Here is a 14,570-nt window from a genome sequence, read left to right as displayed (position 1 = left end):
GCTGACAGCAATGTGCTCGACAATGATACGCTTAACGGTCAGCCTGTAGACCCTGCTGATGTGACCATCACATCAACACCCACAGGACCCCTGACAGTGAATGCTGATGGTACGGTAAGCGTAGCTCTTGATACAGGTCCGGGCACGTATACCATAGACTACACTATTTGTGAGGTGGCCAATCCTACAAATTGTGATACTGCAACTGTTATTATTGTAGTTGACGCCGGCCCTAATATTATCGTCCTCAAGGTGGATACTTTTAATGACGAAAATAATGATGGGTATGCCCAGGTAGGGGAAACGATCAGTTACACCTTTACAGTAACTAATGTGGGAACTGTTCCACTGGGGAATATCACTGTAACTGATCCGCTCGTGGAAGTTATCGGTGGGCCTCTGACCATCCTTGAACCAGGACAATCAGATAGTACTACTTTTACAGCCACCTATACCATAACTCAGGCAGATATCGATGCGGGAAGTTTCCAGAATACGGCAACCGTAACTGCATTTATTCCTGATAATGGCCCTATCAGTACATTATCTGACGATCCTGACGATCCAACGGATATCGACAGCGATGGCGATGGCAATCCTGATGATCCAACTGTAACCATCATTATCGGTCCGCCGGGTATTGATGCTGTGGATGATGATTTTTCTGCTAATCCTGTAAACGGTGCTTCCGGAGGAGTAGTTGCAAATAGTAACGTACTTGATAACGACACTCTGGATGGTATTACTGTAAATCCTGCGGACGTTACAATTTCTTCTACACCAACAGGTCCGTTAACGGTTAATGCAGATGGAACAGTAAGTGTTGCGCCGGATACGGCACCGGGTACCTATACAATTGACTATACCATCTGCGAAGTGGCAAATCCTGACAATTGTGATACTGCTACTGTAACTGTGGTGGTAGCGGAAGGCCCGAATGTGATTGATGCGGTGGATGATGATTTTACGGCAAATCCGGTTGATGGCAGCACTGGTGGGGTAGTGGCAGACAGTAATGTACTGGACAACGATACCTTAAACGGAGAACCAGTTGATCCGGCTGATGTGGTAATCACTTCAACTCCAACAGGACCCTTGACTGTGAATGCAGATGGGACCGTAAGTGTCGCAGCTGATACCGCGCCTGGTACCTATACCATCGACTACACCATTTGTGAGGTGGCTGATCCTGAAAACTGTGATACAGCGACGGTAACCGTAGAAGTGCTCATGGGACCCAATGTAATAGATGCAGTGGACGATGATTTCAGGGGAGTTCTCGTTGATGGAGATGCAGGCGGACTGGTGGCAGACAGTAATGTATTGGACAACGATACGTTAAACGGAGAACCGGTTAATCCGGATGATGTCACCATCACTTCTACACCGACTGGTCCTTTGACGGTCAATGCTGACGGAACTGTTAGTGTTGCACCAGGAACGCCTCCGGGTACCTATACCATAGAGTACACGATCTGTGAAATTGCCGATCCTACCAATTGTGATACAGCTATTGTAACAGTCTTGGTTTCTGAGGTGATCACCGACTTCAAGATAGAAGTGAATCAGATGGTGACCCCTAACAACGATGGTAGAAACGACTTTCTGTTTATCAGGGATGTGGATTTTGCAAAAAACAATACCCTGAGAATATACAATCGATGGGGAATCGCAGTCTTTGAAGGTGACAATTACAACAATCAGAACAATGTCTTCGATGGCAGGTCGAGAGGAAGGTCCACACTGAGTACAAATGACTACCTGCCTGCAGGGGTTTATTTCTATATCTTTGAATACGATTTAGGTCAGGAAAGGATTACAGATACCGGATACCTCTATGTGAGTAAATAATTGATGACAAAAAACATGAAACTATATAATTACGCATTCATTACCTTATTGGCGGTAATCACAAGCTGCAGTACTTTGCAGGCACAACAGGATGCCCAGTATACCCAGTACATGTACAATACCATGAGTGTGAATCCTGCTTATGCAGGATCCAGGGGGCAATTAAGTATTGCGGCCATGTACAGAGCACAGTGGGTGGGCCTCGACGGGGCGCCAAAAACCCAAACTCTGAATTTGCATTCTCCGATACGGAACAGCAAGCTCGGGTATGGAATCTCTGTGGTCAATGACAATATCGGGAATGGAGTGGTTCAGGAAACATACCTCGATGCCGTAATGTCATATACACTTGACCTTGCCGATGAGAGGAAGTTGTCTTTCGGACTAAAATTTGGCGGGAATTTGTTGAATCTCGACTTTCAACAATTGAGGAATTTTGATCAGGAACCCATCAATGATGGGGCCGACATTACCAATAACTTTTCGCCCAATGTTGGCTTTGGGGTTTATTATCACACCAATCGTTTTTATCTGGGACTCTCTGCCCCTAATATGCTGGAAACCGACTATTTTGATAATTCACAGCGAAGTGCAAATTCGGTACAATTTCAGTCTACAGAACGGCTTAATTTCTATATGATTACCGGGTATGTGTTCGACCTGAATTACAATTTTAAGTTTAAACCGGCTTTTTTGATGAAGGCAGTTGGCGGGGCTCCTTTACAGCTCGACTTTTCCGGAACATTCTTGCTAAATGATAAGTTTTCATTTGGTGCAGCTTACCGCTGGGACGCAGCGGCCAGTGCACTTTTTGGGTTCCAGATATCAGAGCAACTCATGCTGGGCTTGGCTTACGATAAAGAGATTACAGAATTGGGGGGAACACGATTTAACGATGGTTCTTTTGAAGTGTTTCTGAGGTTTGAACTGGTTCGTTCGTTCCGTGGTCTGGTATCACCTAGATTCTTTTAAATATGATTTTCATGACAAAGCGTTTATTGATCATAGCTATAGCCTTCTTTGCAATGCTGGGCAACATTTTTGCCCAAAACCTTCCCGCAAAGAAAAAGGAAAAGTTCACATATACTATGTACACCAGGGTATATCAAAAACGCCTGATGGAGAAACCGGATAAGGTAAAGGATACGGCTCTGATGAAACTGGCAAATTCGTATTACTTTATCGCAGATTATGACAACGCAGCAAAGGTCTACGAGATATTGTATCAGAGGGCCGAAGAAAAGCCCGAATTTGATGTCCCAACGGAATACAATTTTCGATATGGACAAAGCCTCAGGGCAATTGGGAAAGAAGATTTGGCAAAAGAAAAACTGGCAGAATATCTCAGCGAATCAGCAGCAAATGCCGTGGTCCAGACTACCAGAGTTTACGAATTACAAGACCTCCGGGAATACTTTTCGAATTTAAAAGACAGTATCAACTTAAATCACTTTTCTGATTTTGCCCCTACTTTTTATAAGGAAGGACTTATTTTTTCTTCAGACAGGGATACTGGCAACCTCCACAGATACAGACATAGTGGTACCAACAAAGATTTTCTCGACTTATATCAATTTGAATCAGATGAAGATTCACTCCTGCTGATCAAGAAGCTAAATTTCTTTGGTAATGGAATCAACCCTAGGGAGGCCGAATCTACTTCAATAAAAGTAGATGAGTCTACGGCTACCTTTTCATCAGATGGCAAAACGATGTATTTTACCGCATCTAATTTTAAGGAGGGGGATTTAGTCAGAGATAATGACAATATCATTCGTCTGAAGATTTTTAAAGCTGTTCTGGAAAGCGATGGCTGGAGAATAATGGACGATTCCTGGTACAAAAACCAGAATGGAGATAAAGCCTTTAATTCTGATGGATATTCTTTTGCGAACCCAGCACTGAGTCCTGATGATTCCCGACTGTATTTTACGTCGGATATGCCCGGCAGTAAAGGCCTGTCAGATATATTCATGATTGCCGTGGATGAAAATGGCATCAAAGGGAAAATAGACAATTTGGGCGATCGCGTAAATACGGATTTCAGAGAGAGTTTTCCTTTTGTAAGCAAGGATAATAAGCTCTATTATTCTTCAGATCGTATTGCGGGTGAAGGTAGGTTAGATGTGTATTCTGTTGATTTGAATGCAAATGGTATGGCGGCCTCTGCTCCTGAGAATCTCGGAAAGCCAGTCAATAGCGAATACGATGATTTTACCTTTATCTATGACAGTGAAAAGCAATACGGATTTTTTGCCTCCAACAGGCCAAGATCGAACGATTCAGGCAGGAAGAAGGCAGAGGATTTTACAGATGACAACATATATGCTTTTACAGCGGAATGCCTCAATCCAAAGACTTTAACCGGGATAGTCTACGATAAAACAACACTCCTCCCTCTCGCGGGAACCACTGTGAATATCATTAGTGATGATAACCAAATTATAGCCTCAACCTTTACGAATGAAGAGGGAGCTTACAGCGTCTCCATCGACAGAAATAAGAATAACTTTGTCAGGGCAACAAGGGAAGGTTACACCACTGTAGAGGAGTACCTCGAGATCAATCCCTGTGAATTAAGGATGGTTGATTTTTACATTGAGACCAATTGTGTAGATTACGGAACAGACCTGGCCAAACTTCTCGGTCTCGATCCAACGATCTTCTTCGATTTTGATAAATCTGAAATTAAAGATGTATACAAAGATGAATTGGATATCATCGTTGATGCGATGGAATTATATCCCAGCCTGAGGATTCAGGTAAATTCACATACCGATGTAAGAGGAGACAATGACACCTATAATCAGCCGCTCTCAGAACGAAGGGCGAAAGCAACGGTTGATTATATCATCTCCAAGGGAATCGATAGCTCCAGGTTGAAATATAAAGGATATGGCGAGACAAAACCAGTCAACGAATGTGTTGACGGTGTACGCTGTTCAGCCACCAAACACCAACAGAACAGACGTTCCGAATTCCTTATCCTTTGCGAAGAGGGGGAGAACTGCTGTTATTAATTACGAATGGCATCGGAAACGGGGCGTTTCACAACAAATGTTTTCTGAAGTTATAGGATCTTTCTAGATTTCGTTCTACTTCCTTATTCCTGAAAATGGCGAATAGGAATAAAGTTGTTGTGAACATTATATGATCCTAATATATTCTTTAATCCGAGTCAAGATAGGCTTTCTGTATAAGGCAGGTAAGACCCTGACTATTTGCCTGCTACTTTTTCAATGTTTTTTCTCCATGGCACAAAACACGGGCGATTTTCGTTCTGTAGCCAGTGGTAATTGGAATAATCCGGCAAATTGGCAAACCTACAATGGTATCACCTGGGTGGCAGCTACTTCTTTCCCCGGGCAAACCGCTGATGCAGATCATGTCTTGATTGGCAATGGAAACACCATTACTTTAAATGTCGATATCACAAGTTTTACTCTTAACAACCTTGTTATTGGCGACAATTCAGGCAGTGATGATATCTTGTTATTACCAGATAATGGTGATTTTGAAGTAAATATCGAGACCTTGGCAGTAGAGAGTGACGGAATACTTGAGTGGGTAAAAAATGCGGACATCAGGTTTCCTGAGGGTGCCATTATATATAACAACGGAGGAACCATTAGTACTTCGAAAAACTGCAATGCCTCGCAGGTCATTTATATTGGGAACGATAAATTTTCTACCTGCAATGGAAATGGAGGTGCAGATTATTCATTTGACGATATTGAATCAGCTTTACCTCCTCCCCAGAGCGGAGGAGACATAACAGAGTGTGAGGAAAACCCCATTCAGACCCTTACAGCCACAGCTACCCCTCCTTCCGGGGCATATGTAGAATGGTACAATTCTGCCGAAGGAGGATCGATGGTAAGTCCAACTTTAAGCACCGTAGGGACAATCACGTATTATGCTGAAAGCGTAGACAATAGTGATCCAAATAGAAAAAGTATTTTCAGAACAGCTGTAACTCTAACCATAGAAGATAGTCCAACAATTTCCGTGTCCGGTTCACCCAGTTGCAATTTCTTTAGCAATACTTATGAACTTGAAGTGACTGTCAGCAATGGTATAGTCACAAGTACAGAAGGGACAGTCACAAATATTTCCGGGAATCAATGGCGGATCTCTGGTATTCCCTCAGGAAACGATATAACAGCCACAGTAACGGCTGCCAATGGCTGTACACAGGATTTGGAGGTAACTTCGCCAAATTGTACATGTCCTGTCGTAAATGCACCTGTAAGTGGAGGAAATGAAGTTTATTGTTCAACTGATCCGGTACCGACCATCAATGTCTCTATTGGCCCGGGAGAAACGGCCGACTGGTACAATGCAGCTTCAGGCGGGATTTTACTACTTGCTGGAAGTACATCTTACACACCTTCTTCCGCAGGCGTATACTATGCTGAAGCCCGGAACACAGTAACAGGATGTACGAGTAATTCAAGGACTGTAGTCTCTGTAACTGAAGACGTCCCTGCATCTGCAACCATGGGACCCGATCAAACTGTTATGGTTAGCGATGATGCCATTTTTAATATAACCGTCTCCAATGCAAATACTTATCAGTGGCAACTGAGTACAGACGGCGGGTCTATTTTTAGCAACATCTCGGATGGAACAGAATACACGGGTACCCAATCAACAACCTTAACTGTGCAAAATGTGCAAGTTGATAAAAACGGATATCTCTACAGGGTAGTAGTTTCCAATTCCATGTCTACTTGCCCCGCTTTTGTGACAGGGTCTGCCCAATTGAATGTCAGGGTCAGGAATATTATAACAAACCGTAAATCTACTTATAGGGTAAATCCGTTCTAGGTTAATTGGTTTGTCTCAACATTGCCTTGAGTTTGAGTAGCAGCATGCATAAAAAGGTCGGATAATTCTGACATACAGAAAGTTACAGGCCTAAAGAATCCTGTATTTTTATTAAACTCAGCATTGGAAACCTCACAATAATACCCGTTGGCACTGGATTAGGAGGGATACGCAACAAATTTTTAATGAGACTTCTATGGCATGGTATATTTATCATGATAAAATGAACCAATGGAAAAGATACAATATCAAATCCTCGCGGTTTCGGTATTTATTTGTCTATTTTTTTCTGTGCCGATACTTTACGGCCAGGATACCTTTTTAGATAACTTCAACACGGTTTCTTACTCCAACAATAACGGTACTATGAATTTTACCGGAGATTGGCAGGATTCTGAAGACAACGATCCAACCGGAGGACGTATTTATGTCAGAAATGCTACAAACAGGTTACGGATCCAGAACATGGATGGGGAAACGCTTACCAGATCTTTGAATCTCAATGGGGCTACAGGAGTAACCCTTACAATGACCTATACCGAAATCTCTGGAAACGAACAGATCGATGTGGATCTGTGGAACGGTACTGGTTGGAATACGGTAGCTACCCTGAACGGTTCTGGTACGGTAAATTACAATCTGGCCTCTAACGAGATGTCAGCCAATTCACAAATTCGATTTATCACTAATAGTGGTAATTGGGGTGGTTCAGAGGCCTACGAAATTGATAATCTACAATTCAATGGTAACCTTCCAGCCGGTATTGCTATTAATGACATCACGGTAAACGAGGATGACGGTACAGCTACTTTTACCGTTACTCTTAATAAAGCATTTGCAGGGGGGTTTAATGTGGACTGGGCAACGGCCAACGGGACTGCATTGGCAGGGTCCGACTATGTTTCCGACAGCGGAACGATCAGTTTTACCGGAACAGCAGGTGAAACACAAACTATAGTTGTCAACCTTGTAAATGATAATGTTCCCGAATTCAACCAGGAAACCTTTGATGTCAATCTTAGTAATATTAGTCAACCCGGTGTAATTATAGCCGATTCCCAGGGCACCGCAACGATTGTTGATGATGAATACGCCTTTAATGCACCTTTGGTACTTACCCATGAATTTGACGGCTATATGGATTATACTTCTACGGCCGGTACCCTTAGAACCCAACCCAATACAGGGAATACCTGTGCTATTACAACAAGTTCAAGCAATACACTGTCTAGTGCAATACCGCCAACAGCAACTATAGATCAGGCTATTCTATACTGGGCACATTCTGGGGCAACACCGGATACCCAGGTAACTTTTGACGGTACCACGGTTAATGCCGAATTTTTATACGGTACTTCGCTTACGAACAGGACCTTTTATGGCGGTAGGGCAGATGTTACCGCGATTGTTACTGCAGTGGCAAATCCATCAACATATAACTGGACATTTTCAGGCCTCACCATAGACAATACAAACCCGTATTGTAATACTGCGACTACTTTAGGGGGTTGGAGTCTAATGGTTTTTTACACAGATAACAGCTTGCCGGCTTCAACCATAAATGTTTACGAAGGCTTTAGCGGGGAGAGTAATTCTTCTTCTTCCTACACCCTTAGTGGCTTTTTTGCCATTGGCGCAACCGGATCAAAAACAACTGTGCAGTCCTGGGAGGGAGATCAAACCCTGAGTAATAACGAAAGTTTGACAGTAACTACAGGACTGGGAACGTTTAACCTAACAGGAGATGGTGATAATACAGGACTTCCTACCATAAACCCTTTTAATTCAACTCATTACGATAATACCTCATTACCGGTTGTTAATAATACAAACTCACACGGTGTTGACCTTGATACTTATGACGTATCCCCTTTTGTTACCGCTGGCGAAACCTCGGTAACCACCAATGTGGGTTCAGGACAGGATTTTGTAATCCTCAATACAGTAACACTTAAAGTTCCCTCAAACCTGACTACGGGCATTGTTTTTGAAGACGTTAATTATGGGGGTGGACCCGGGCGAAATCGAGCAGCTGCCGGGGGAGTGCCCATTCCTAATGCTACTGTCGAATTGTATGATGGGGGGGGTAGTTTTGTCTCAAGCACGACCACCAATGCGGCTGGCCGATATGTTTTTGCCGGTATGGCCAACGGAACATATACCATCAGGGTAGTGAACAACTCTGTTCGTTCTACACGCCCCGGGGGGAGCACCTGCACGACCTGTATTCCTGTACAAACCTTTAAGACCGACTATATTGCAAGTTTAGTGATTGAAGACACCAATTCCGTGGGAGGTGAAGACCCAGAGGGTCAGGATCCGGGTCCGGGTACCCTAAGCAATGCACAGACGATATCCACCTTTACTATCCTCAACGAAGGGGTGGCCGGAATGGACTTTGGTTTTAATTTCAATACCATTGTAAATACGAATGAAGACGGGCAGGGCTCCCTGGAACAATTCATCATTAATTCAAATAATCTTGGGGAGACCGGACTCGATATTGTAGCCAATGGGATCTTTGATCCCGGTGCAGGTGAAGATACCTCGGTCTTTATGATACCCCCAACCGGGGATGCTCTTGGAAGGACTGCGGACAGCAACTACAGCAGTGGAATTTTCGATATTTCAGTAGATGCATTTACCTCAATTACGGATGACAATACCCATATTGACGGCAGAACACAGACCGCTTATTCGGGTGACACGAATACAGGTACCACAGGTGCTGGCGGGACATCGGTAGGTACCTCAGCTACAAATCTTCCAAATTATGATCTTCCCGAGATCCAGGTGAATGCCGGAGATGGTAATACTTTTATAAATGAAGGGAATACCAATGTGATTCGCAATCTTTCAATTTTTGCCAGCGATCTGGCCGGGATTCAGGTAAATAATGGTTCGGTTACGGTTTCTAATAACCTTCTTGGTGTAAATGCTCTGGGTACTAATGACGGTAATATTCTGTACGGAGTGGAAATCACTGGGGGAGAGGCGACGATCGATGGAAATTTTATCAGTACGAATGAGGAAGCGGGTATTCTGATTAGTGGTGGAACTTCAGCTACAATTCAGAATAATCATCTAACCACTAATGGGGATGATGCTTGTTTTGACAACATAACAATTACAGGAGGGTCAGGAATTCTTGTCCAGCAGAATCTCATTGAGCTCTCCGCAGCCATGGGCATCGATGGGAATGGGATTGCAGGCGGAGTAACAATTACAGAAAACTCTATAACTTCTGCGGGGCAGGATGGGGGAAATTGTAGTGGAGAAATTGAAAATGCAGGGATCCGCCTTGATGGAAGTAATTCATCAATATCAAATAACGTCATTTATCAGAACAGCGGTGCAGGAATTGTTCTTGCAGGCGGAAATACCTCAGGCAACCTGATCTCCCAGAATTCCATTTACGCAAACGGAACGGCCGGAGATGCCCTGGGAATAGATTTAGACCAGGCAGATGGCATGGGTGACGGAGTTACCTTAAATGACAATGGAGACACTGATAACGGCCCTAATGGTGCTGCTAATTTTCCACTACTGAGTACAGCTTATATGGAAGGTTCCAATGTGGTCATCAAAGGTTGGTCACGCCCCGGAGCCACCCTGGAATTCTTTTTAACCGATATCAATCAGGGATCGGCAACAGCAGGTGATAATCAATTAGGGAATACCAAGGATTACGGGGAAGGTCAGGTTTATCTTGGTAGTGCTGTGGAAGGTAGCGTAGATGACACCGATGCAGGAACTTCTTCATATCTGGATACAGACGGAAATACAGATAATACCAATTTATTTGAGGTAAGGATTCCTGTACCTCCTGGGGTAAACGTAGGCCACCTGATCACGGGGACAGCTACTATTGCCAACTCTACTTCAGAATTTTCACCTTTTAGCGTGATTGTGATCAGAACGGTAATCACGAATCGAAGGATTACTTATCGGGTAAACGGTAGTTAATACTATCGATTTGTTGTCCAATACTTCAAATTTTATACTAATTCTTTTATTGAGAGCCCTATTTCCATGAGATTTTTTTGTTGGAACAGCCGACCTAAATCTGGCAAATATCTAAGGCAACAGGATCAGGCACTTATACAACATTAATTTTCAGGGCATTCTCGTATGCATATTTTTGTTCTATTGCATATCAAGCTTCCAGATCATTTGTATGTGCATTAAATACCATTATGAAACACAGCCTGCAATTACTATTTAGTTTGATATTTTTAGTGGCCATATCTACCTATGGACAGGTAGGAGTGGGCGCCAACTTTGGCATTGAAGCTGACGCATATTCCGGAGACGTTCTTTCTGGTTTAACTACAGACGACTGGTTCTATAACGGAATCTCAGGTTCGGGCGTAGTAGATGAAGCCACTGCAACAGCCATGGGCTATGCTGCTCAGTTAGCAGCTGGAAATAATATTGCCTTCGACCTTCGGCAGAGCATCCCCAATTATGCCTCTAATAATGGATATATCTGGTATAGTACACGATATGGGAGAGATTATACCAATTTATCATCCAATGATTTAACAACTTTTTCTGGAGGAAAAAATGGCGATAACCCGTCAACTTCATGGAGTACTTCTGCAGGATCCTTACCTTCTAAAACCGATATTGTAGATTCCGGTGTCCATATGCGTAGAAATGGAATAAATGTTACGGATGACCTCTGGGTAGACCTTATGATTTCAACCTTATCCTCTTCAGGAAATCACTTTGTCGACTTCGAACTATTTGTATCAGAAATACAGAATACAGCGACCGGATTTACCAATTCAGGACCCAATGAGGGTCATACTGCCTGGCAATTTGATGCCAGTGGTAACGTCACAAATATCGGGGATATGGTAATTGGTTTTTCCTATAGTGGAGGTGGAGTTTCCGGTGTTGAAGTCCGTTTATGGATAGATCGTGCGATATTTAACCCTGGCAGTTCACCAGGAGGAACTTCAACTTTTGTCTGGGGATCTAATATTGACGGAGGGAGCACATACGGCTATGCAGAGATTGTGGTGCCAGCAGGAGCCCTCCTCAGTAATGTGAATACACTTTCAACTACAGGTCCTCCCTGGGGAACGACAAACACTTCAGGGTATTCCGCAAACTTTAACGCTCAGTATTTTGCGGAAGTAGGAGTTAATTTTACCCAATTGGGATTTGACCCCCGCGCCTTGTTTGGAACCAGCGCGGCATGCGATTCTCCCTTTAGTGCCATATTGGCAAAATCGAGGACTTCCTCATCCTTTACTTCTTCTCTAAAAGATTTTTCCGGGCCATACGATTTCTTAGGAAGTGCTGCCGGAACACAAGTCAATACCACCATCACAGATCCAGGTGATTTCGATTCCTGTCTTACAGGGGAAACACTAACTCTGCAGGCTGAATTTGTTTCACCTTCTTCAGATTATGTATGGTATTCATTAACATCAGGAGTTGTATTTCCGGCAAATGGACTCTCTGAAATATCGGGTATAGGCATGGATAATGTACAGATCGATACTGCAGGGGATTATCAATTGGGAATAGCACCTTTGCAAGGTTGTAATCCGACCACGGACCCAACTGATATCATCAGCATCAGGGCGATACCTTGTGCATCCGATAACGCTTATACGGGGATCGAAAATTCAACCCTGAATATTGCTGCTCCTGGAGTTTTATCGAATGATACTGACGATGATTCAGGTGATGTACTTACAGTCACAATAACGCCTGTGATAGATGTTACCAATGGAACCCTCACCTTGGCTGCTGATGGTAGTTTCTCCTATGTACCTGATGCAGGCTTTACTGGAGTCGACTCATTTGCCTATGAGGTATGTGATTCCTTTGGACTCTGTGATACAGCCGTGGTAACTTTAACCATTTCTGAGGACTTTGACGGGGATGGCGTCAATGATGTCAATGACCTGGATGATGATAATGATGGGATATTGGATTCTACAGAATCTAATGGTATCGATCCCAGTGCAGATGCAGATAGTGATGGTACTCCTAACTACAGGGATTCTGATTTCTGTACTTTAAATGCCTTTGGAGTATGTGATAATCTGGATGTAGATAATGATGGTTTACCCAATCATCTGGATCTCGATAGTGACGGTGATGGGTGTAATGATGTCCTTGAGGCCGGGTTTACAGACCAGAATAACGATGGCCTTCTGGCAGATTTACCGACCACAGTGGATGCTAATGGGCAGGTAACAGGCACCAATCAGGTAGATGGGTATACGACTCCCATCGATGCTGATGGTAACGCTACAGCAGACTTCCTGGAGGCGGGTTCAAATGCCACTATTGATGTGCCACCAGCAGATACTACCGGATTCAGCGGTAACCCCGTTTCCTTCACCGTAAGTACAACCAATGCAGATACCTTTCAATGGCAATTAAGTACAAATGGAGGGGTAAGTTTTACCGACCTCACAGACAGCGGAATCTATTCAGGGACCGCAACGGTAACTCTTCTTATTAATCCGGTTTCATTGGCAATGAACACCTATCAATACAGGGTAATAGTATCAAACTCGGCCTATACCTGTGATCCTTCCACAACATCCAATGCGGCGACCTTAACGGTTAAAATTCGAAGTGTTATTACAAATAGGAAGATCACCCATCGTGTAAATCCCAATTAAAATCTTCCTTATAGGGATAATTTCTGTTTTTGCTCTAGTCCATTCCTGCTTCCAAATTTTTTATAAGTAGATGAGATTTTTAAGGCAACAATTCAATCCATATCGAACCCGAAATTAAAAATGATTTTGGAGGGAAAATTCCTACGATAAATCATTCGGTAAACCTTATCAATATTGGGGTGATCGACCAACGAAACCTTAGTATTATTAAGGTTTTTTTGCAACAATACCTCAACTATCAGGTCGTAGACCATGCATTTCATCGAGTACACAACAATTATTTTCACAGGGGTAGCTTCACGTTAAATTTGTTAGTTGATAATATTATATCAGGTGTAAACCGAAGAATATACTATTGAAAAAAGAGAAGCACATACTTAAGTTTTTTACCATGGACAAGAAGATCCTATTGCTTCTGTTTCTGGTATCCGGATTTGCGTTTTCACAAACCACTGTGAATTTGCAGGATCAGTGTAACTGTGAGGTACTTAGCGGTACCGCAGTAACATCCCCCGGAACCACGACCCCCAGCGGGGCAGATACAGGAGATATTTATGTTAATACCAATACCGGAGTCATCTACTTCTGGGATGGTGATACCTGGGAATTAACTTCCTCAGATGATCAAAATCTTCAGAATTTCAGTTTTAATCCCGGAACGAACATTCTTTCCCTGGATATAGAAGACGGTAATACAGTGACGGTAGACCTAAGTGCACTCAGTGCCACTGGCACCGATGACCAGGCTCTTAGCCTAGCCGGGAACATCCTTACATTAGAAGATGGTGGTACAGTTGACCTTACACCATTTTTAGACAACACCGACGACCAAAACATTACCAACTTTAGTATTGATGCTAGTAATATACTGACCCTTACTTTAGAAAATGGAAATACGCAGACAGTAGATCTTTCCGGATTAGTAGGAACCGATGATCAGACTGCTGCTGAAGTAACATATGATAATACAGTTTCCGGACTTGTGGCCACCGATGTTCAGGCGGCTATTGATGAGATCAATGCAGCAGCAGGGACAGTGGCTTTAGTAGATAACGCAGACGGTACGTATACCTTCACGGATGCGGGCGGAAATGTAACTACGATCAGTGATACTTCCATCTCCACCATGGTAGACAACCTGGATGGTACTTATACCTATACAGACGAAACAGGCGCTACTCAGCTAATCAACACCAATGCAAGTAGCAACCCATACGATAATACTACATCAGGTTT

General features: G+C 43.3%; 7 protein-coding genes. All 7 read left to right on the top strand.

Going from position 1 to position 14,570, the window contains the following annotated elements:
- Positions 1-1,851 (top strand): gliding motility-associated C-terminal domain-containing protein (locus tag ACA086_RS14695; RefSeq protein ID WP_371004100.1); only part of this gene is annotated, 1,851 nt, incomplete at its 5' end.
- A 15-nt stretch (positions 1,852-1,866) separates the two neighbouring features.
- Positions 1,867-2,823 carry a type IX secretion system membrane protein PorP/SprF gene (locus ACA086_RS14690; protein WP_371004098.1) on the top strand — a complete coding sequence of 319 codons (957 nt, stop codon included), beginning with the start codon at positions 1,867-1,869 and terminating at the stop codon, positions 2,821-2,823.
- A gap of 11 nt (positions 2,824-2,834) precedes the next feature.
- Positions 2,835-4,871: an OmpA family protein gene (locus tag ACA086_RS14685; protein WP_371004097.1), complete on the top strand. Its 2,037-nt coding sequence runs from the start codon at positions 2,835-2,837 to the stop codon at positions 4,869-4,871.
- Positions 4,872-5,103: 232 nt separating this feature from the next.
- Complete coding sequence (locus ACA086_RS14680; protein ID WP_371004096.1) at positions 5,104-6,681, top strand: hypothetical protein; 1,578 nt, start codon at positions 5,104-5,106, stop codon at positions 6,679-6,681.
- A gap of 231 nt (positions 6,682-6,912) precedes the next feature.
- Positions 6,913-10,647: a beta strand repeat-containing protein gene (locus ACA086_RS14675; RefSeq protein ID WP_371004094.1), complete on the top strand. Its 3,735-nt coding sequence runs from the start codon at positions 6,913-6,915 to the stop codon at positions 10,645-10,647.
- A 230-nt stretch (positions 10,648-10,877) separates the two neighbouring features.
- The gene (locus ACA086_RS14670; RefSeq protein ID WP_371004093.1) at positions 10,878-13,334 is read left to right on the top strand and encodes an Ig-like domain-containing protein; all 2,457 of its coding nucleotides are present in this window, start codon (positions 10,878-10,880) and stop codon (positions 13,332-13,334) included.
- 391 nt (positions 13,335-13,725) lie between these two features.
- Positions 13,726-14,570: hypothetical protein (locus ACA086_RS14665; RefSeq protein ID WP_371004092.1), on the top strand; the 845-nt coding region annotated here is incomplete at its 3' end.

The organism is Muriicola sp. E247 (assembly GCF_041358175.1).
In the GTDB taxonomy this organism is placed as follows: Bacteria; Bacteroidota; Bacteroidia; order Flavobacteriales; family Flavobacteriaceae; genus Muriicola.
Note: the sequence above shows the minus strand (reverse complement) of the source record. Positions and strands in the feature narration are given on the sequence as shown.

Bases quoted from the DNA above. Each gene is read 5' to 3' on its own strand.
- ACA086_RS14690 (WP_371004098.1), top strand. From the start codon at position 1,867: ATGAAACTATATAATTACGCATTCATTACCTTATTGGCGGTAATCACA.
- ACA086_RS14685 (WP_371004097.1), top strand. From the start codon at position 2,835: ATGACAAAGCGTTTATTGATCATAGCTATAGCCTTCTTTGCAATGCTG.
- ACA086_RS14680 (WP_371004096.1), top strand. From the start codon at position 5,104: ATGGCACAAAACACGGGCGATTTTCGTTCTGTAGCCAGTGGTAATTGG.
- ACA086_RS14675 (WP_371004094.1), top strand. From the start codon at position 6,913: ATGGAAAAGATACAATATCAAATCCTCGCGGTTTCGGTATTTATTTGT.
- ACA086_RS14670 (WP_371004093.1), top strand. From the start codon at position 10,878: ATGAAACACAGCCTGCAATTACTATTTAGTTTGATATTTTTAGTGGCC.